Raw genomic sequence first — 20,794 nt, 5'->3', positions numbered from 1 at the left:
TATACCAGCCTGCACTGCAGGCGCCCCCGCCAAGCGGGGATTTAACGGAAGGACGCCACCATGGCGAAGCTCACCGCTGACGAGCTCATCGAGCAGTTCAAGGAACTGACCCTGCTGGAGCTCAGCGATTTCGTGAAGAAGTTCGAAGAGGTCTTCGAGGTCACCGCTGCTGCTCCGGTCGCCGTCGCTGCTGCCGGTGCTCCGGCTGCCGCTGAGGCTGCTGCAGAGCAGGATGAGTTCGACGTCGTGCTCGACTCGGCTGGCGACAAGAAGATCCAGGTCATCAAGGTCGTCCGTGAGGTCGTCGCTGGTCTGGGCCTGAAGGAAGCCAAGGACCTCGTTGAGAGCGCTCCCAAGGCACTCCTGGAGAAGGTCAGCAAGGAAGACGCTGAGGCTGCCAAGGCCAAGCTCGAAGAGGCTGGCGCCAAGATCTCGCTCAAGTGATCTGAACTTGACAGCATTTCTCGCCGCTTAGCTGCGAGTGCAAAAGAGGTCCGTGGGGAAACCCGCGGGCCTCTTTTTGTGCATCTGTTTGACGTTGATCAAATTCGTGCGTAAAGCGCTATGCGTGCGTAGCGCACCCTCCCGGCCTGTTTTGGTGTCGGGCGTTCAGATGGCGCGCCAGCGCGTCTGTGAGACCTGGCGATCGATGAGTCTGAGGGGGCCTTCTGGCTCATATCTGCAAATCCGAGCTGTGACCCACGGCTCGATGGTGGGTGAATTTCGCTTTGGACCACGGCCATTCTTTGGGTATTCTCAGCCCAGCAAGATGTTACCGATGGGTAGTGGCGGTTTTGTGTCAGCTTTCTCGCCCTTGGCCGAAGTGCAGTTTCGCTTCCCTGTGCGTTAGAGTGACCGCAGCCACAGCCGCCTCTGGTAAGTGGCGGCGAAAACTCGTCTACGGGCGCGGCGAAGGAATTGCCTCGCATCTCGTACGCGGTACACATGAAAGGTCTGGAGGGACACTGTGGGTGTTGAGGTAAAGGTCGAGGGGCTTACCAAGTCGTTCGGTTCGCAGAACATCTGGCGGGACGTTTCGCTGACCCTGCCCGCGGGTGAGGTCAACGCGCTGCTGGGGCCGTCAGGTACCGGTAAGTCGGTCTTCCTGAAAACGTTGATCGGTCTGCTGCATCCCGAACAGGGTTCAGTCATCATCGACGGCACCGACATCACGCAGTCTTCGGCCAAAGAACTGTACGAAGTCCGTAAGTTGTTCGGTGTCCTCTTCCAGGACGGTGCGCTCTTCGGCTCGATGACGTTGTACGACAACATCGCCTTCCCGCTTCGTGAGCACACGAAGAAGAAGGAAGACGAGATCCGCCGCATCGTGATGGACAAGGTGGAGCTGGTCGGTCTGGCTGGCGCCGAAGGCAAACTCCCCGGTGAGATCTCGGGCGGTATGCGTAAGCGCGCAGGCCTGGCCCGCGCATTGGTCCTCGACCCGGAAATCATCCTGTGCGACGAGCCGGACTCCGGTCTGGACCCGGTCCGCACCGCCTACATCTCGCAGCTGTTGATCGACATCAACGCCGAGATCGATGCGACGATCCTCATCGTCACGCACAACATCAACATCGCCCGCACCATCCCGGACAACATCGGCATGCTGTTCCGCAAGGAACTGGTCATGTTCGGTCCGCGCGAGCAACTGCTCACCTCGGAGCAACCGGTCGTCAAGCAGTTCCTCTCCGGTGACCGCTTCGGACCGATCGGTATGTCGGAGGAGAAGGACGAAACCGTGGCCGCGGCCGAGGCTGCCCTCCAGGCTGCAGGCATTTCCGGCGGCGGTACGCAGGAAGACTTCTCCGAGATCATTCCGCAGGTTCAGCCGAACCCCGATATGCCGGTCCGTAAGGCGGCCCTGCGCCACCGTGCCAACGTGCTGCAAATGATGCCGACACTCCCGGTCAGCGCACAGGAAGCAATCCGTGCATCGATCGCCGAGGAAGATGCTCGCGCCGCAGCGTCACCGGAATCGGTTGCCACACTCGTTGCCCTCGCCAATACCGACTTCAGTCAGGCGGGTGCGCTCGACAACTCGCTGGCCGCAGCAGACGCCCAGGCCGCTAATGCGGCCACCCAGGTGATGACCACTCCCGCCATGGAGAAGGACACACAGGTCGTCGACGCCGCGGCCGGATATGACGACGCGCAGACGCAACCCATCGACACCTCCGCGATCGAAACCGCGGTTCGTGAGTCAGACGGACAGGGGAGTGCCAAGGCATGACCAGTGCCACCTCGCGTGGCGTCGATAAGCTGACCAAGGCTGGAGAGGGCGCACTTGCCCAGACCGGCAATATTGTTCAGTTGTTCGTCGATGTCGCTCGCCAGCTCTTTGTGCGGCCTTTTCAGCTGCGCGAATTCATTCAGCAGGCCTGGTTTATTGCCAGCGTGACGATTCTGCCGACCGCGCTCATTGCGATCCCGTTCGGCGCCATCGTCTCGCTGCAGACCGGCTCACTGATCAAGCAACTCGGCGCTGAGTCGTACACGGGTGCTGCTTCGGTGCTGGTCGTTGTTCAGCAGGGATCACCACTGGTGACGTCGCTGCTGGTCGCAGGAGCTGCGGGCTCGGCAGTGGCGGCAGATCTTGGTTCACGAACGATTCGTGAAGAGATTGACGCCATGGAGGTGCTCGGCATCAACCCGGTCCAGCGACTGGTGGTGCCACGCGTGTTGGCAATGGTTTTGGTGGCCGTCCTGCTCAACGGCCTGGTGGCCGTCGTCGGCATTGGCGGTGGCTACTTCTTCAATGTCGTGGTTCAAGGTGGTACGCCCGGTGCGTACCTGGCGTCGTTCGGTGCGCTTGCGCAACTCCCGGACCTCTATATTTCGACGCTGAAGGCGGCAATCTTCGGTGTGCTTGCCGGTGTGATCGCCGCCTACAAGGGCTTGAACCCGAAAGGCGGACCCAAGGGTGTCGGTGATGCGGTGAACCAGAGCGTCGTGATTACGTTCCTGCTGCTGTTCTTCGCCAACCTGATCATTACCGCCGTGTTCCTTCAGATCGTTCCGCCGAAGGTGGGTTAGCAATGACGCGTGGTGTAACGATTGCCAAGAGTCGCCCCGAGTACTACTGGTACGAGGTTCGCAAGCAGTTGGGCAAGCCGCTCAAGATGCTTGACGGTGCTGGCGAGCAGATGTCCTTCTATGCGAGGGCTCTGGCGGCCATCCCGAAGACGCTGGTCCACTACACGCGTGAGGTAACGCGACTGCTGGCCGAGGTGGCCTTCGGTTCCGGTGGCCTCGCCGTGATCGGCGGAACCATCGGCGTGATGGTGTTGATGTCCGGCTTCACCGGCGTTGTGGTCGGCATGCAGGGCTATGCGGCGCTCGACCAGATTGGTTCGCAGGCCCTGACCGGCTTCCTGTCTGCCTACGTCAATACCCGCGAGGTTGCGCCGTTGGTGGCGGGCCTGGCGTTGTCGGCAACCGTCGGCTGTGGTTTTACCGCCCAGCTCGGTGCCATGCGCATCTCGGAAGAGATTGACGCCCTCGAAGTGATGGCGGTGCCGTCGATCCCGTTCCTGGTGTCCTCGCGCGTAATCGCGGGCTTCATCGCGGTGATCCCGCTGTACGTGCTCGGCCTGATGGCCGCCTATCTGGCGTCGAGAACGGTTAACACCGTGTTCAACGGACAGTCGACCGGTTCGTACGACCACTACTTCAACCTGTTCTTGCCTCCCGTCGACGTCCTGTGGTCGTTCGGCAAGGTGCTAATTTTCGCGTTCGTCATCATTCTGGTCCACTGCTACTACGGCTACTACGCCAGTGGCGGCCCGGCCGGCGTTGGTGTCGCCGTGGGACACGCCGTGCGAACAGCCCTCGTGCTGATCGCCGTGATGGACTTCTTCCTGGGCCTGGCGATCTGGGGTACAACCACGTCGATCCGAGTGGGAGGTTAGGCACGTGGGGAAGACGCTTAAACGCAGACTTCTGGGCCTGCTGTTCTTCATTGTGGTGCTCGGGTTGCTGGCAACCTCGGTGCTGAAGTTCCGCGGCACGTTCGACGATTACGCGATCGTGAAGCTGACAACAGATAGCGCAGGTAACTCGCTCGTCAAGAACGCTGACGTGAAGGCCAACGGCGTCGTCGTCGGCACCGTCAAGGACGTCAGCGTGCAGACCGGCGGCAAGGTGACGGTCGACCTGGGGATCAAGCCCGACCAGTTGAAGAACCTGCCGACGTCGACCACGGCTCGGGTCCTCCCGAAGACCCTGTTTGGTGAGCGCTACATTGCACTCCAGGTGCCAGCCAACGCGAGCGGACCCACGCTCACGAACGGCAGCCAGATCAACACCGACACCAAGGGCAACTCGGCTGAGGTCGAGGACCTGTTCGACGCGCTGCTCCCGGTCATCAAGGCGATCCCGCCGGAGGACTTGAACGTGACGCTGAGCGCCATCTCGCAGGCCATCGGCGGCAAGGGGCAGGAAATCGGCAAGATCGTCGACCGGCTCAACGTGATTTTCACTCGCGTTAACGCGAACATGGACGACCTTCAGGGCACGATCCGCGGTTTGGCGACCTTCTCGCAGACCTACGCGGACGCACTGCCCGATGTCATTGATGCGCTCGACAATCTGCGCGTCACCGGCAACACGATCGTCGAACGCCAAGGCGACCTGCGAACCACGATCTCGACGTTGAGTGTGGCCGCCGTCGACACCAGCAAGTTCCTCAAGACGAACAAGAAGGACATGCTCAACTTGTTCATCGACTCGGAACCCTTCCTCAAGGGACTGGCACGACAGTCACCGGTGTTTGGTTGCACGTTCCGTAACTTCGCGACGCTGATTCCGGATTCGAAAAAGATCGTCGGCGTGGACACCCCGAACCCGGGTGTCCGGGTGAACCTGCAGTTCGTGAACCCGCGCGGCCGTTACCTGCCGAATCAGGATGAGCCGCGACTGATGTGGAAGGATCCGCCCGCACGCTGCTACGAGCCAGCGTCGAATGGTCGCCCGTTCCCGCAGTACCCGGGTGGCAGTATTCCGGATGGTTCGTACCAGCCGCCGTCACGCAACGGTGGCCCGACAACCTGGCCGGATCTGCCTCAGCCGCAGTTCAGCGCTACGCCGAGCGGAACGATCGGCGAGACCGATTACCAGAAACAATTACGTCTGATTTATGGCGCGTCGGCCGGAGAACTACCGGAGAACGTGCCGCTGTGGGTCACCTACATCGGTGGCGGAGCCCTGAAGGGAGCGGAGGTGACGATTAAGTGAAAAGCATCGTTCCACCGCTGGTAAAGCTGATTGTTTTTGCCTTGGTCACCATCTTTGCCACCGCCATGCTCGGCTTGACGATCGCGAACGCTGGCAACTCCGGCAAGGCGAGCTTCTCGGGTGTCTTCAACGATGCCGCGATGCTCAATCCCGGCGACGACGTCCGCATCGCGGGTGTACGCGTCGGTCAGGTTGAGAGCGTCGAGATCACCGACCGCAACAAGGCGCTCGTGTCGTTCAGTGCCGACCGCAGCACCTTGCCCAAGAGCACCCAGTTGTTTATCCGATACCGCAACCTGACGGGTCTGCGGTACTTGGCGCTCGACAAGGGGCCCGGGCCTGCCAACGAAACCGTGAACAAGGGCTACACGTTCACGAACACGGCCACCAATAAGAGCACGCACGACGCAGTGAACTTGACTGAACTGTTTAACGGCTTCCGCCCGCTTTTCAAGCAGATCACGCCGGAAGACATGAACAAGCTTGCCGAGACCATGATCAAGGTCTTCCAGGGCGACATGGACACGACCATCGGCGACCTGATCAGCGACACCGCGGGGTTGACGAATGCGCTCGCCGACAAGGACAAGGTGATTGGCGACATGATCACCAACCTCACGAAGGTCCTCGACACGGTGAACAAGAACGATGATCAGTTCTCGAGCTTGCTGGTGAACACGGAAAAGCTGATCACCGGTCTCGCCGCGCAGCGGGACTCGGTGGGGTCGGCCATCACCTCGGTGTCGAATCTGACCACCGTGACGGGTTCGATTCTTAGCAAGACGCGGCCGGCTATCCAGGGCGATATTGCCGGGATCAAGTCGCTGTCGGATCAGCTGAACTCGCGTACCGGCGACATCGAGCAGGTTTTGACGAACTTGCCGGTCAAGCTGGAGAAGATCGGTCGCGCCGCGACCTTCGGCTCTTGGTTCCAGTTCTACCTCTGCGGTATCGATGTGGTTGCCGGTAACGGCAAGTCCACCTTGTTGACTCAGCCGGTGGTTCCGCTACCGAACATCAACCACGTCCTGTACACCAGCGCCGCGACGCGTTGCTGGCGCGACGGAAAGCCGGGGGCGTGAGCATGACGAGCGAAGAAACACAGCCGACGGTGCCGACAACACCGAAGAAGTCACGCCGATTCGCCGGTCGCCGCAGTCCCGTCAGCATTGGTGCTCTGGGCTTGCTGATGCTGATCATGGTTGCGGTGTCGTCCTTCTACCTGAAGGACCTCCCGCTCGTGGGTGCCGGAGCCAAGTACACCGCGCAGTTCTCAGAAGCGGCGGGACTCAAGCCGGGCAACGAAGTCCGCGTCGCCGGTGTCAAGGTCGGCGAGGTCACCGACGTGAATCTCGCCGGCGACAAGGTCGACGTCTCCTTCCGTGCCAACAACACGTGGATCGGTGATCAGACGCAGGCGTCGATCCAGATCAAGACCGTGCTGGGCCAGAAGTACCTGGCGCTGAACCCGCGCGGCAGTGAACTGGCCGATCCCGATGTGACTCTCACCGATACGGTGGCGCCGTACGACGTCATCGAGGCCTTTGGTGATGCTGCGGACCAGATCGAGAACATCGATACCAACCAGCTGGCGAAATCGCTGCGCACGTTGTCGAATGCGTTCTCCGGAACAAACGCCGAGGACATCAATTCCTCGCTGACCGGTATTTCTCGGTTGTCGAACACGATTGCCAGCCGCGATCAGGAAGTCCAGAAGCTGCTGGCGGCAACCAAGGACTCGACGAAGATCCTCGCTGACCGCAATGAGGAGTTCACGAAGCTGATCGCTGGGGCAGGTGTCCTGTTGAAGGAACTCAATACCCGTCAGGAGAGCATCTCGGCGCTCCTGGCCAGCACCACGACTCTCAGTAAGGCGCTCACCGGGATCGTTCGCGATAACGAAGCGCAGATCGGCCCGGCCCTCGACTCGCTCAAGGGTGTCACCGACATGCTGACTCGCCAGAACTCGAACCTTCGCCAGACCATCACGTACATGGCACCCTTCTACCGCCTGTACGCGAACGTCCTCGGCAACGGTCGCTGGTTCGAATCGACCGTCACGAACCTGCTGCCGCCGGCGCTGCCGCAGCAGAACACGACGCGCCCGCCGAACATGACTAAGAATCTCAACAACGGTGGAACGGGGGCCAGCTAATGACTAACGCAGCGCCTTCTTCTCAGGACCAGAATTCCGGGCTGTTCTCCAAGCGCAATATTGTCTATACCGCGCTCGGTGCCATCCTGCTCCTCCTCATCGGGGCTGGTGGTTGGTGGGCTTCAACGCTCATCGGTACCACCAAGGTCAAGGCCACCTTCTCCAGTGCTGTCGGCATCTACAAGGGCAGCGATGTCCGGATACTCGGTGTTGACGTCGGCAAGGTCACCGAGGTGACGCCGCGCGGCGACGTGGTTGATGTGCAGATGCGCGTCAACCGGGGCGTTAAGTTGCCCACCGACGTGAAGGCCGTGCAGATCATCCCGTCGATCGTCGCCGACCGCTACGTTCAGTTGACCCCGGCTTACTCGGGTGGCCCCGAGGCCGGTAGCCAGGTGGAATTGTCTGGCAAGCAGACCGGCGTGCCCGTCGAAATTGACGCGATCTACGCCAACCTGCAGAAACTGTCGAAGTCCCTCGGCCCGGACGGTGCCAACCAGAACGGCGCAGTCACCGATTTTGTCGATGTGTTCTCCAAGAACATGGAAGGCAACGGTGCTGAACTCGGTCAGGCGATCACTAACCTGTCGAAGGCGGCCGGCACGCTCGCCAATGGCAGCGACAACCTCGTCAGCACCATCAAGAACCTCAACGTCTTTGTCGGGGCCTTGAAGGAGAACGATTCGCAGGTCCGCCAGTTCAACAAGCAGATGGCCTCGTTCAACACGTTCCTCGCCGGTGAGCGGGAGAACCTGGGGAGCGCCCTCAACACGCTGTCGTACGCCCTCGGGGACGTCGCGAGGTTCATCAACGACAACAGCAGCCAGATCGGCGATACGATTCGCGACTTGCAGCCGACCGGACAGGCCTTGCTGGATAACAAGGATCATTTGCTCGAGATCCTGACGGTCTTGCCGGTGACGATCAACAACCTGATCAACGCATACGACGCGGAGTCGGGCACACTCGCCATGCGGTTGAACATCCCGGACCTGCAAGACCTCCTGGGTGCCCAGTGCCGCATGCTCGATCTGGGCAAACTGTTGCCGGGTAATCCCATGGCTGTCGACTTCAGTCGCAAGATGGCTCCGCTGGTGAACGGCTGTGAGGGCCTCGCCAATCAGGTCACCAAGGGTGTCCTGGAGCCAATGCTGCCGGTGTTGCCATTCGGCATCATGAGCGGCAACAAGGAACAGAAGTACCCGGCACCCGGCACCGTACCGGGTAACCCGGATCCGAAACTCCCCGGAGGACAGCGATGAAGGTGAAACGCTCGGTGCGCGCACGCGCGGCCGGTATGGGCGCCGCCCTCGTCACGGTCCTCGCGGTGACGACAGGTTGCTCGGGTATCAGCTCGGTTCCGCTGCCCGGTGGCGTCGACGTTGGCAGCAACCCGCGCACCTACAAGGTGGAGTTCGACAACATTCTCGACCTGGTTCCGCAGTCGATGGTGAAGATGGACGGCATTCCCGTCGGTCAGGTCACCAAAGTTGAGGTACCGGAGGGTGCCTGGAATGCCTTGGTCACGATCAAGGTGAAGAACGAGGTCAACCTGTCCGACGAGGCGTCGGCCTCGGTGCAGCAGACCAACCTTCTGGGTGAAAAGTTTGTGGCCCTGTCGGAGCCGAAGGACGTGACCCTGGCGACCCCGCGTCAGCCGGAGTCGGCGCCAATCAACTCCGACCGGACCCGGACGGTCACCGACATTGAGCAACTGCTCGGGGCATTGTCGATGCTGTTGAACGGCGGCGGCATCAACCAGCTTGAGCCGATCATCACGTCTCTCAACGAGGCGCTCGGCGACCGACCCAATGCGGTCCGGTCGCTGCTCACGCAGTCGGAGACGTTGATCGGCAGCCTCAACAAGCAGCGTGACGACATTGTTCGCGCCATCGACGGCGTCGGAAAGCTCTCCGATCGCGCAAGCCAGCAGACTGATCAGATCGAGCGGGTCCTGAAGCAGTTGCCCGCAGGCGTTGAGGTACTTGAGCAGCAGCGTCCGCAGTTTGTGGACCTGCTGACGAAGCTCGACACGCTGGGAGAGGTCGGTACCGACATCCTCGGTAAGGCGCACAAACAGATCATCAACGATCTGAAGGCACTGCGGCCGATCCTGTCGGAGCTGGCCAAGTCGGCACAGGACGTTGTCACTGCCGCACCGTTGATGCTGACGCACCCCTACCCGGATGACTTGCTTCCGGGTGTGAAGGGCGACTCGACAAACCTGTTCATGACCCTCGACCTGCGACTGCTGAACCAGTTGGAGGCCCTCGGTGTCGGTCAGGGCACCCCGAAGTACACGCCGCCATCGGTGAGTCCGCCCAAGGTGGATCCGAATAACCCGTACGTCAACGGCAACGGACCGCGCTACGGCTGGCCAACGATCTCGCTGTTGCCGCCCGCCGCGAACTCGCGACCGGGACCGAATACGCCGCCTTCGGGTGGCACGTACCCGATGAACCCGGCGTCGAAGAAGAAGACCAACAAGAAGAACCAGTACTCGACGCTGCCTTCCGGGGAGCAGAACTTCCTCGCCGGAACCATTGAGATGATCGGAGGCGAAGGTCAGTGACTAGCCGCCTTGTCAAGATTCAGTTGATTGCCTTCGTGGTGATCGGTCTCCTTGCGATCGTCTACGTTGGCGCCAAGTACGCCCGCCTAGACAAACTTGCGGGAATCTCGACGTACAACGTCACGTTGCACATGCCCGACGCCAGCGGTGTCTTCACCAACGCCGAAGTCACCTACCGGGGCGTGCCAGTCGGGTTGGTCTCCAAAATGGAGATGGTTCCCGGCGGTGTCAACGTGAACCTGCAGATGAACTCCGATGCGCCCAAGGTCCCGGCATCCGCGAAAGCCGTGCTGGCGAACCGGTCGGCCATCGGTGAGCAGTTCATCGATCTGCAGCCGTCATCGAGCGCTGGTCCGTACCTGGCGAACGGTGACACCATCGAGGGTGCGGTTACGCCGCCGAAACTTCAGGACGTCATCGCCGACACCATCACGTTGACAAAGACCATTCCGGTCGACGAGTTGAGTTCGTTGGTGAAGGAGCTTGGTAAGGCCTTCAACGGCAAGGGCGACGACCTCACCCGCCTGGTGGCCTCACTCGACAAGCTGTCGAAGGACGGCGTCGAGAACATCGGTCCTATCACCGAACTCATCCGCAACTCGAATCCGGTCCTGGCAACCCAGGCCGAGCAGTCCGACGACATCCTGGCGTGGAGCCACAACCTGGACTTGGTGACGGCGCAGTTGGCCGGCTCCGACCCGGCGTTGCGACGAATCCTCGACAATGCTCCGAACGCGGCGACCGCCCTGTCGAAGTTCATTCAAGACAACGGTGCGGATGCGACCAAGCTGATCCATCAGCTCGGGGTCACGGTGCATACGGCGGCGCCTGCGTCGTTTGCGACGTCGGCCACGGTGGCGATGCTTTCGGCACTCGCTGCGGGCAGTCACAGTCCGGCTCCCGGCGATGGACAAATCCACTTTGGCATCGTGTTGGAGACCGGTAACCCCGTCAGCTGTACTCGCGGCTACGAGGGAACGGCGCAGATGATCGCGGACATCAAGAAGAAGAATCCGAACTTCGATGTCAACTACGACGATTTCCCGTTCAACACCAACGCCAAGTGCACCGTGCCGGTCGGCAACCCGACGTCGGTGCGCGGCGCTGAGCGCGCGTCGTTGGCGAACCCGGACATCCCGCAGCCGTGGGACAACAAGCCAAAGAAGGATCCCGACAAACTCAACCTCAACCCCGTTGCCACGCAGCTCGCTGCGCTGATGGGTGTTCATGCGCGGTAGCTCGCAGCCAGGCAACTGGCGACGCGAGCCCCGCCGTGACTACAGTTGCGCTCGATGACACACGACGACAGCACACCGGACGAGACAAACGTCGACGAGACCGTTGCGGACGCCACGTCCGAGGTGGCCGCCGACGCGTCGGCCGCGGATCCCCCAAACGCCGATGACGCAGACGCCGATGACACGGATGACGGGGATGCGGACGACGCCGACACGGATGCCGCGGACGATGGCCGGGACGAAGAGGACCCTGACGACGCTTCGCCCAGGTCTCCGCTGGCGTCGTTGGCGTTAGCGTCAGCGGTTGCGGCTTTGGTTGCGGCAGTCGTATGCCTTGGCTACTTCGGGTACACCGGTATCCGCGCGTACACCACCGACTCGGCACGGGAAACGCTCCGCACCGAATCAGTCGATGCGGCGGAGCAGGCGGCAATCAACATCACGACCGTTGACCCGTCCGACCCCGAGGGCTGGAAGAAGCGTCTCGAGTCATCGTTGACCGGTGATGCTTGGAAGCAAGTTAACGCGCAGGTCGTCGCCGATGTGGAACGACAGGTCGCGGCGAGCGGATCGAAGCCGGGCAAGATCGAATCGCAGGTCTCGCGAAGCGCCGCGACCGAGGTCGACGCCGACGAGAATCGCGCCACCGTCCTCGTGTACGTGAAGGTGAAGGCAACCGTGCCGAACCAACAGGCTGCGGCGAACCAAATGGGTTTCTTACTGACCATGGTTGAAGTGGACGGTATTCGGAAGGCAGAGAAAGTGGTCCCGTTGCAGGCGGTCGCCTACAGCGACGCGGGTTCGGATGTTTCACAGCAGCCTCAACCGGAGGGCGGTAACTGATGGCCACCGGTAAACCACGCAGCAGCGGTTCAAAGCGGACACCGAAGGTCGCCGGTCGCGGTGCCCCGCGAGTAACGGTCTCTAAGTCTGACGTCGATCCGGTATCGGCGGCCGAACCAGCAATTGTCGAACCAGAAGCAAGTGGCGCAGACAAGCCGGCACCGACGGCGAGTGGTTCGACCCTTTCGGGAGTCGAACGCAAACGTCGTGCGGCGGCGGCTGCGCAATCGGCCAAGGCCGAACAAGAGGTCCGGGACAGCGAGATTGAAGCCGGCCCGGCAGCCCACGACACCGCGTCGACTTACCGGTTGGCAGGCCTGCTGGGTGCCATCGCGGCCGTTATCGGCGCGATCGCCGCAGTCTTCGCCTTCCATCCGGGGGCATCGGTCACCGACAATGTCGCCTTCGTCGATCAATCGGCGACCACGCGGTTGATTTCGGAGGCGACCCAGGCGGCGTGCACGCCATTTGCCTTTGACTACCGCACCATTGACAAGTCGTATGCGAAGGTTCGCGACGCGTTGACCGGGGAAGCCGCTCAGCAGTTCCGCGACTACGAGGCGACCAACCGCAAGGCTGCGGTCGACTCGAAGTCCGGCTCGGATTGCCAGGTGGAGTCCATCGGGGTGTCGTACTTGAATGGCGACGACGCGGTGGTTCTCACGCAGTTGCTTGTTAGTACGACCCAAGACGGCCTGATTGCGAGCAATGCTTCGCCGCACGTGCAGTTGACGATGAAACTGATCGATGATCGTTGGCGGATTGCCAAGGTCGGCGACTTCTGACGAAACTCGCCTGTTCGGGTGGTTTTATCGGAACTTTTCGGCGCGTATGGCTTGACGTAGCGGCCTAGGCGAGTCAATCTGTGTCCAGCCGATTGTCACGGGCAGGCAGCCGCAGACAGGCTAACTCAATGGGTGGTATACATCCCCGTTAATTTCTGATACAGTTGGACGTTGCGCTGGCTGCCTCCTGTCCGCTGATCGTTCATCCTTCCAGCCGTCCCTTTTTGGGAGGGCCCTCGGGTGGTGATTTGTGCAGGTTGCACAGCCGCCGCAGGCCACATTGGCCAACGCACCGAGAAACTTCGTGTTGGAAGGACGCATCTTGGCACTCGACCGCCAGTCCACCTCAACCACAGCGGGTTCAATCCCGGGCGCGCCGCAGCGCGCTTCCTTCGCCAAGATTGATGAGCCACTAGAGGTTCCAGGTCTGCTTGATTTGCAGCTGGACTCCTTTGAGTGGCTCGTGGGTACGCCCGAGTGGCGCGCAAAGGCGATTGCAAGGGGTGAGGAGAACCCGGTTGGCGGACTTGAGGAAGTCCTCCGCGAACTCTCACCCATTGAAGACTTCTCGTCTTCCATGTCACTTTCCTTCTCCGACCCGCACTTCGACGAGGTCAAGGCCTCCATTGAGGAGTGCAAGGACAAGGACATGACCTACGCGGCACCGTTGTTCGTCACCGCGGAGTTCATCAACAACAACACCGGCGAGATCAAGTCGCAGACCGTCTTCATGGGCGACTTCCCGATCATGACCGATAAGGGCAGCTTCGTCATCAACGGCACCGAGCGTGTCGTCGTGAGCCAGCTGGTTCGTAGCCCCGGTGTGTACTTCGACTCCAGCATCGACAAGACCACGGAGAAGACGCTCCACTCGGTCAAGGTGATCCCGGGCCGCGGTGCCTGGCTTGAGTTCGACGTCGACAAGCGCGACACCGTTGGTGTGCGTATCGACCGCAAGCGTCGCCAGCCGGTCACCATCCTGCTCAAGGCCCTCGGCATGACGACCGAAGAGATCTCCGAGCGTTTCGGATTCTCCGAGATCATGATGTCGACCCTCGAAAAGGATTCGACGACCAACCAGGACGAAGCGCTCCTCGAGGTTTACCGCAAGCTGCGTCCGGGCGAGCCCCCGACGAAGGAGTCGGCAGAAAGCCTCCTGGAGAACCTGTTCTTCAAGGACAAGCGCTACGACCTCGCTCGCGTCGGCCGCTACAAGATCAACAAGAAGCTTGGTCTCACGGCTAACCCGATGGTCGGCGAATCGACGCTGACCACCGAAGACATTATTGCGACCGTCGAATACCTGGTGCGTCTGCACGAGGCCGACCCGCACCAGCAGACCATGATGACCGTCCCGAACGGCGTCGAGGTGCCCGTCGAGGTCGACGACATCGACCACTTCGGCAACCGTCGTCTGCGTACTGTCGGTGAGCTGATCCAGAACCAGATTCGCGTGGGCCTGTCGCGTATGGAGCGTGTTGTGCGTGAGCGCATGACCACCCAGGACGCCGAGGCAATCACCCCGCAGACCCTGATCAACATCCGGCCCGTTGTGGCTGCGATCAAGGAGTTCTTCGGAACCAGCCAGCTGTCGCAGTTCATGGACCAGAACAACCCGCTGTCGGGTCTGACGCACAAGCGTCGTCTGTCGGCTTTGGGTCCCGGCGGCCTCTCACGTGAGCGTGCCGGACTGGAAGTTCGTGACGTTCACCCGTCGCACTACGGTCGCATGTGCCCGATTGAGACTCCGGAAGGCCCGAACATTGGCCTGATCGGTTCGCTGTCGGTGTATGCGCGGGTCAACCCGTTCGGCTTCATCGAAACGCCGTACCGCAAGGTCGTCGACGGTGTGCTCACCGACGAGATCAAGTACATGACCGCCGATGAGGAAGACCGCTTCCTCATTGGTCAGGCGAACACCAACTACGACGCCGACGGTCGCATCAGTGATGAGCGCGTCCTCGTTCGTATCAAGGGTGCCGAGGTCGAGTTCGTTCCGGCCAAGTCGGTCGAGTACCTTGACGTTTCGCCGCGCCAGATGGTGTCGGTCGCTACCGCGATGATCCCGTTCCTGGAGCACGACGACGCTAACCGTGCACTGATGGGTGCCAACATGCAGCGTCAGGCAGTGCCGCTGGTTCGCAGCGAGTCGCCGCTTGTCGGTACCGGCATGGAACTGCGTGCCGCCGTCGACGCTGGCGATGTCATCGTCACCGGCAAGACTGGCGTGGTGGAAGAGGTTTCGGCCGACTTCATCACGATCATGGCCGACGACGGTACCCGCGACAGCTTCCGCCTGCGGAAGTTCGAGCGCAGCAACCACGGCACCTGCGCCAACCAGGTTCCGATCGTTGACGAAGGTCAGCGTGTCGAGGCCGGCCAGGTTCTGGCCGACGGACCGTGCACCGATCAGGGCGAAATGGCGCTGGGCAAGAACTTGCTCGTCGCGATCATGCCGTGGGAGGGCCACAACTACGAGGACGCGATCATTCTGTCGCAGCGCCTCGTCGAAGAGGACACCCTCACCTCGATCCACATCGAAGAGCACGAGATCGATGCGCGTGACACCAAGCTCGGTGCTGAGGAAATCACTCGCGACATCCCCAACGTCTCCGATGAGGTTCTCGCGGACCTCGATGAGCGTGGCATTGTCCGCATTGGTGCTGAGGTCCGCGACGGCGACGTGCTGGTCGGTAAGGTCACGCCGAAGGGCGAGACTGAGCTGACTCCGGAAGAGCGTCTGCTCCGCGCGATCTTCGGTGAGAAGGCCCGCGAGGTTCGCGACACGTCGCTGAAGGTTCCGCACGGCGAGACCGGCAAGGTCATCGGCGTCCGCACCTTCAGCCGCGACGAAGACGACGATTTGGCGCCCGGCGTCAACGAGTTGGTCCGCGTCTACGTGGCACAGAAGCGCAAGATCCAGGACGGCGACAAGCTCGCTGGCCGCCACGGCAATAAGGGCGTCATCGGCAAGATTCTTCCGCAGGAAGATATGCCGTTCCTCCCTGACGGCACCCCGGTCGACATCATCCTGAACACCCACGGTGTTCCGCGTCGTATGAACATCGGCCAGATCCTCGAAACCCACCTCGGATGGGTTTCGAAGGCCGGCTGGAACATCGACACCGCGCAGTTGGAAGAAGAGTGGGCCAAGCGCCTGCCCGAGGCGATGCATTCGGCTCCGCCGAACACCAACACCGCCACCCCGGTCTTCGACGGTGCCAAGGATGACGAACTGGCGGGCCTGCTGGGCTCCACCCTCCCGAACCGCGACGGCGACGTCATGGTTGGACCGGACGGCAAGGCCACCTTGTTCGACGGTCGTTCGGGCGAGCCCTTCCCGTTCCCGGTCTCCGTCGGCTACATGTACATCATCAAGCTGCATCACTTGGTGGACGACAAGATTCACGCTCGTTCCACCGGTCCGTACTCGATGATCACGCAGCAGCCGCTCGGCGGTAAGGCACAGTTCGGTGGCCAGCGCTTCGGTGAGATGGAGTGCTGGGCAATGCAGGCGTACGGCGCCGCCTACACCCTGCAGGAACTGCTCACGATCAAGTCGGACGATGTGGTTGGCCGCGTCAAGGTTTACGAGGCCATCGTCAAGGGCGAGAACATCCCCGAGCCCGGCATCCCCGAGTCGTTCAAGGTGCTCCTGAAGGAGCTCCAGTCGCTTTGCCTCAATGTGGAGGTCCTCTCGAGTGAGGGCACCGCAATCGAGATGAGCGACACCGACGACGAGGACCTCGAGCGCGCTGCTGCCAACCTTGGCATCAACCTGTCGCGTAATGAGGCCGCCACGGTGGACGACCTCGCTAACTGACCTGACCGACCGACCTGGAGGGCCGGTGCGAAGTTCACACTCCGCACCGCCCGCTGACAATAAGAGACACTGAAAGGCAACTAGTGCTCGACGTCAACTTTTTCGACGAACTCAAGATCGGCCTGGCGACGGCCGACGACATCCACAACTGGTCGTTCGGTGAAGTCAAGAAGCCGGAGACCATCAACTACCGCACGCTGAAGCCTGAGAAGGACGGCCTGTTCTGCGAGAAGATCTTCGGACCTACTCGCGACTGGGAGTGCTACTGCGGTAAGTACAAGCGCGTCCGCTTCAAGGGCATCATCTGCGAGCGTTGCGGCGTTGAGGTCACCAAGGCCAAGGTCCGCCGTGAGCGGATGGGCCACATTGAGCTGGCCGCCCCGGTCACGCACATCTGGTACTTCAAGGGTGTTCCGAGTCGCTTGGGCTACCTGCTCGACTTGGCTCCGAAGGATCTCGAAAAGATCATCTACTTCGCCGCCTACGTGATCACCGCGATCGACGACGAACTCCGCCATGCGGAACTGTCGACCCGTGAAGCTGAGATCGGTGTGGAGCGCAAGGCGATCCTCGACGACATGGAAGCTGCGCTCAACGAGCGCCAGCAGAAGCTCGAAGCCGACCTGGCTGAGCTCGAAGCTGAAGGTGCCAAGGCCGACGCCAAGCGCAAGGTGCGCGATGCCGCTGAGCGTGAGCTCAAGCGCATGCGTGACCACGCCAACCGTGAGGTCGAAGCTCTCGACGAGATCTGGGACAAGTTCACCAAGCTGTCGCTCGGTGACCTGATCATCGACGAGCGCCTCTACCGCGAGCTCGAAGACCGCTTCGGCGAGTACTTCACCGGCTCGATGGGTGCCGAGGCCATCAAGCGTCTGCTCGAGACCTTCGACATCGAAGCTGAAGCTGAATCGCTGCGCGAAACCATCCGCACCGGCAAGGGCCAGAAGAAGCTGCGTGCGCTCAAGCGACTCAAGGTCGTTGCGGCGTTCCAGCAGTCCGGCAACTCGCCGCAGGCCATGGTCCTCGACGCCGTGCCGGTGATCCCGCCGGAGCTGCGTCCGATGGTTCAGCTCGACGGTGGTCGCTTCGCGACCTCCGACCTGAACGACCTCTACCGTCGTGTCATCAACCGCAACAACCGCCTCAAGCGACTGATCGACCTCGGTGCTCCCGAGATCATCGTCAACAACGAGAAGCGGATGCTGCAGGAGTCGGTCGACGCCCTCTTCGACAATGGTCGTCGTGGACGTCCGGTCACTGGACCGGGTAACCGCCCGCTGAAGTCGTTGAGCGATCTGCTCAAGGGCAAGCAGGGTCGTTTCCGCCAGAACCTCCTCGGCAAGCGCGTCGACTACTCGGGCCGTTCGGTCATCGTCGTCGGCCCGCAGCTCAAGCTGCACCAGTGCGGTCTGCCGAAGCTGATGGCTCTCGAGCTGTTCAAGCCGTTCGTGATGAAGCGTCTGGTTGACCTCAACCAGGCTCAGAACATCAAGTCGGCCAAGCGCATGGTGGAGCGTCAGCGCCCCGCCGTGTGGGACGTCCTCGAAGAGGTCATCTCGGAGCACCCGGTTCTGCTGAACCGTGCACCTACCCTGCACCGCCTCGGTATTCAGGCGTTCGAGCCCCAGCTGGTTGAAGGCAAGGCAATTCAGCTGCACCCGCTCGTCTGTGAAGCCTTCAACGCCGACTTCGACGGTGACCAGATGGCAGTTCACCTGCCGCTGTCGTCGGAGGCACAGGCTGAAGCTCGCATCCTGATGCTGTCGAGCAACAACATCCTGTCGCCGGCTTCGGGCCGCCCGCTCGCTATGCCCCGCCTGGACATGGTGACCGGTCTGTACTTCCTGACGACCCAGAAGGATGGGTTGATCGGCGAATACACCCCGGCCACCAAGGACGACGTGGAACGCGGCGTCTACTCGACCCCGTCTGAAGCGATCATGGCCGTCGACCGCGGCGCCCTGTCGATTCAGTCGCGCATCAAGGTGCGTCTGACCGAGCAGCGTCCGCCGGCCGATGTTGAGGCCGAGCAGTTCCCCGACGGCTGGACCCGTGGACAGGCGTGGGAGACCATCACGACCCTCGGTCGCGTGCTGTTCAATGAGCTGCTCCCGCGTGACTACCCGTTCATCGACGAGCAGATGCCGAAGAAGCGTCAGGCCGTGATCATTAACGATCTCGCCGAGCGCTACCCGATGATTGTCGTCGCTCAGACTGTCGACAAGCTGAAGGATGTCGGCTTCTACTGGGCAACCCGTTCGGGTGTCACCGTCTCGATGTCGGACGTTCTGGTTCCCCCGGCCAAGGCCGAGATCCTGGAACGTTACGAGGAGCGGGCCGACGGTCTGGAGCGCAAGTTCCAGCGCGGTGGCTTGACCCCCGACGAGCGTCGTGACGCCCTAGTTGAGATCTGGAAGCAGGCCACCGAAGAAGTCGGTAAGGCGCTTGAGGATTACTACCCGGACGACAACCCGATCACGATGATCCCGAAGTCGGGTGCAACCGGCAATATGACGCAGGTGCGTAACCTGTCGGGCATGAAGGGCCTGGTGACAAACCCGAAGGGTGAGTTCATCCCGCGCCCGATCAAGTCGTCGTTCCGTGAAGGTTTGACGGTTGCCGAGTACTTCATTAACACGCACGGTGCCCGTAAGGGTCTGGCCGATACGGCTCTGCGTACCGCTGACTCGGGTTACCTGACCCGTCGTCTGGTGGACGTGTCGCAGGACGTCATCGTTCGCGAGACCGACTGTGGCACTGAGCGCGGCATCCTGGTGACGCTCGGCGAGAAGCAGGCCGACGGCACCATCATCCGCGATGCACACGTGGAGACGTCGGCTTACGCACGGACCTTGGCGTCCGACGCGGTCGACGCTGACGGCAACGTCGTCGTTGAGCGTGGCAATGACTTGGGCGATCCGGCTATCGAGGCACTCCTCGCCGCTGGCGTCACCGAGGTCAAGGTGCGTTCGGTCCTCACCTGTGGCACGGGCACCGGCGTTTGCGCGCTTTGCTACGGCCGTTCGATGGCCACCGGCAAGCTCGTCGACATCGGCGAAGCGGTCGGTATTATCGCCGCTCAGTCGATTGGTGAGCCCGGTACCCAGCTGACGATGCGTACGTTCCACCAGGGTGGCGTCGGTGACGACATCACCGGTGGTCTGCCTCGTGTCACCGAGCTGTTCGAAGCCCGTGTCCCCAAGGGCAAGGCTCCGATCGCCGAGGTTTCCGGTCGCATCCGCATGGAAGACGATGATCGTTTCTACAAGATCACCATCATCCCGGATGACGGGAGCGAGGAAGTCGTCTACGACAAGCTCTCGAAGCGTCAGCGTCTGCGTGTCTTCAAGCACGAAGACGGCAGTGAGCGTCTGCTCGCCGACGGTGATCACGTCGAGGTTGGTCAGCAGCTGCTTGAGGGCGCTGCCGACCCGCACGAGGTGCTCCGCGTCATGGGCCCGCGTCAGGTGCAGATCCACCTCGTCAACGAGGTCCAGGAGGTGTACCGCAGCCAGGGTGTGTCGATCCACGACAAGCACGTGGAAACGATCGTCCGGCAGATGCTGCGTCGCGTCACGATCATCGATTCCGGTGCGACCGAGTTCCTGCCGGGTTCGTTGACCGAACGCGCCGAGTTCGAAGCCGCGAACCGCAACGTGGTTGCCGAGGGTGGAGAGCCGGCTGCCGGCCGTCCGGTCCTCATGGGCATCACGAAGGCTTCGCTGGCCACCGACTCGTGGCTGTCGGCCGCGTCGTTCCAGGAGACCACTCGCGTGCTGACCGATGCGGCTATCAACAGCCGTAGCGACAAGCTCGTCGGCCTCAAGGAGAACGTGATCATCGGTAAGTTGATCCCGGCCGGTACCGGCATCAACCGTTACCGCAACATCGAGGTTCAGCCGACGGAAGAGGCTCGTGCAGCCGCTTACGCTCTGCCGACCTACGACGACACCTACTACAGCCCGGACGGCACCTTCGGTGCCCCGAGCGGTGCCGCCGTTCCTCTCGACGATTACGGCTTCGGCAGCGAGTTCCGCTGACCTAGCCGAAGGCCCCCGAACCGCTAACGGTTCGGGGGCCTTTTCGTTGTCGCGCCCGGAAATACATACATCCGCGTAGTTCGTTGGTCTTCGCTCCGTCACAGAC

Annotated in this window: 14 protein-coding genes; all 14 read left to right on the top strand. The window is 61.7% G+C overall.

Going from position 1 to position 20,794, the window contains the following annotated elements; translation table 11 throughout:
• Positions 1-60: 60 nt before the first annotated feature.
• The 14 genes from rplL to WBA38_RS02765 all read left to right on the top strand — a co-directional run bounded on the left by rplL (position 61) and on the right by WBA38_RS02765 (position 20,688).
• On the top strand, positions 61-444 hold the full coding sequence (gene rplL / locus WBA38_RS02830) for a 50S ribosomal protein L7/L12 (RefSeq protein WP_424294568.1): 384 nt from the start codon (positions 61-63) through the stop codon (positions 442-444).
• Positions 445-967: 523 nt separating this feature from the next.
• On the top strand, positions 968-2,230 hold the full coding sequence (locus tag WBA38_RS02825) for an ABC transporter ATP-binding protein (RefSeq protein ID WP_424294569.1): 1,263 nt from the start codon (positions 968-970) through the stop codon (positions 2,228-2,230).
• A complete protein-coding gene (locus WBA38_RS02820) occupies positions 2,227-3,033 on the top strand; it encodes an MlaE family ABC transporter permease (RefSeq protein ID WP_424294570.1) in 807 nt (268 codons plus the stop codon). The genes WBA38_RS02825 and WBA38_RS02820 overlap by 4 nt, the downstream gene beginning before the upstream one ends.
• A 2-nt stretch (positions 3,034-3,035) precedes the next feature.
• Positions 3,036-3,908 carry an MlaE family ABC transporter permease gene (locus WBA38_RS02815; RefSeq protein WP_424294571.1) on the top strand — a complete coding sequence of 291 codons (873 nt, stop codon included), beginning with the start codon at positions 3,036-3,038 and terminating at the stop codon, positions 3,906-3,908.
• Positions 3,909-3,912: 4 nt separating this feature from the next.
• Positions 3,913-5,232 carry an MCE family protein gene (locus tag WBA38_RS02810; protein ID WP_424294572.1) on the top strand — a complete coding sequence of 440 codons (1,320 nt, stop codon included), beginning with the start codon at positions 3,913-3,915 and terminating at the stop codon, positions 5,230-5,232.
• Entirely contained in the window at positions 5,229-6,314 is a 1,086-nt protein-coding gene (locus tag WBA38_RS02805) for an MCE family protein (protein WP_424294573.1), read from the top strand. Before WBA38_RS02810 ends, WBA38_RS02805 begins: the two co-directional genes overlap by 4 nt.
• Before the next feature lie 2 nt (positions 6,315-6,316).
• Positions 6,317-7,387, top strand: coding sequence for an MlaD family protein (locus WBA38_RS02800; RefSeq protein WP_424294574.1), 1,071 nt, complete (start codon positions 6,317-6,319; stop codon positions 7,385-7,387).
• Positions 7,387-8,649 (top strand): MCE family protein, encoded by a 1,263-nt coding sequence (locus WBA38_RS02795; protein ID WP_424294575.1) that lies wholly within the window; start codon positions 7,387-7,389, stop codon positions 8,647-8,649. Before WBA38_RS02800 ends, WBA38_RS02795 begins: the two co-directional genes overlap by 1 nt.
• Positions 8,646-9,959, top strand: coding sequence for an MCE family protein (locus WBA38_RS02790; protein ID WP_424294576.1), 1,314 nt, complete (start codon positions 8,646-8,648; stop codon positions 9,957-9,959). The genes WBA38_RS02795 and WBA38_RS02790 overlap by 4 nt, the downstream gene beginning before the upstream one ends.
• Positions 9,956-11,197 (top strand): MlaD family protein, encoded by a 1,242-nt coding sequence (locus WBA38_RS02785; protein ID WP_424294577.1) that lies wholly within the window; start codon positions 9,956-9,958, stop codon positions 11,195-11,197. The genes WBA38_RS02790 and WBA38_RS02785 overlap by 4 nt, the downstream gene beginning before the upstream one ends.
• Positions 11,198-11,251: 54 nt before the next feature.
• Positions 11,252-12,040 carry a hypothetical protein gene (locus WBA38_RS02780; RefSeq protein ID WP_424294578.1) on the top strand — a complete coding sequence of 263 codons (789 nt, stop codon included), beginning with the start codon at positions 11,252-11,254 and terminating at the stop codon, positions 12,038-12,040.
• Positions 12,040-12,825 carry a hypothetical protein gene (locus WBA38_RS02775; protein ID WP_424294579.1) on the top strand — a complete coding sequence of 262 codons (786 nt, stop codon included), beginning with the start codon at positions 12,040-12,042 and terminating at the stop codon, positions 12,823-12,825. The genes WBA38_RS02780 and WBA38_RS02775 overlap by 1 nt, the downstream gene beginning before the upstream one ends.
• Before the next feature lie 322 nt (positions 12,826-13,147).
• Positions 13,148-16,648 carry a DNA-directed RNA polymerase subunit beta gene (locus WBA38_RS02770; protein ID WP_424321993.1) on the top strand — a complete coding sequence of 1,167 codons (3,501 nt, stop codon included), beginning with the start codon at positions 13,148-13,150 and terminating at the stop codon, positions 16,646-16,648.
• Positions 16,649-16,731: 83 nt separating this feature from the next.
• Entirely contained in the window at positions 16,732-20,688 is a 3,957-nt protein-coding gene (locus WBA38_RS02765; RefSeq protein WP_424297178.1) for a DNA-directed RNA polymerase subunit beta', read from the top strand.
• Positions 20,689-20,794: the final 106 nt, after the last annotated feature.

Origin of the sequence: Gordonia sp. (in: high G+C Gram-positive bacteria), from assembly GCF_049647785.1 — a bacterium.
GTDB lineage: Bacteria > Actinomycetota > Actinomycetes > Mycobacteriales > Mycobacteriaceae > Gordonia.
The sequence above is the reverse complement of the archived record's forward strand: the minus strand, read 5'-3'. Positions and strand labels throughout refer to the sequence as shown.

Excerpts from the sequence above, each read along its gene's own strand:
- rplL (WP_424294568.1), top strand. The coding sequence starts at position 61 with ATGGCGAAGCTCACCGCTGACGAGCTCATCGAGCAGTTCAAGGAACTG.
- WBA38_RS02820 (WP_424294570.1), top strand. The coding sequence starts at position 2,227 with ATGACCAGTGCCACCTCGCGTGGCGTCGATAAGCTGACCAAGGCTGGA.
- WBA38_RS02815 (WP_424294571.1), top strand. The coding sequence starts at position 3,036 with ATGACGCGTGGTGTAACGATTGCCAAGAGTCGCCCCGAGTACTACTGG.
- WBA38_RS02800 (WP_424294574.1), top strand. The coding sequence starts at position 6,317 with ATGACGAGCGAAGAAACACAGCCGACGGTGCCGACAACACCGAAGAAG.
- WBA38_RS02795 (WP_424294575.1), top strand. The coding sequence starts at position 7,387 with ATGACTAACGCAGCGCCTTCTTCTCAGGACCAGAATTCCGGGCTGTTC.
- WBA38_RS02790 (WP_424294576.1), top strand. The coding sequence starts at position 8,646 with ATGAAGGTGAAACGCTCGGTGCGCGCACGCGCGGCCGGTATGGGCGCC.
- WBA38_RS02780 (WP_424294578.1), top strand. The coding sequence starts at position 11,252 with ATGACACACGACGACAGCACACCGGACGAGACAAACGTCGACGAGACC.
- WBA38_RS02775 (WP_424294579.1), top strand. The coding sequence starts at position 12,040 with ATGGCCACCGGTAAACCACGCAGCAGCGGTTCAAAGCGGACACCGAAG.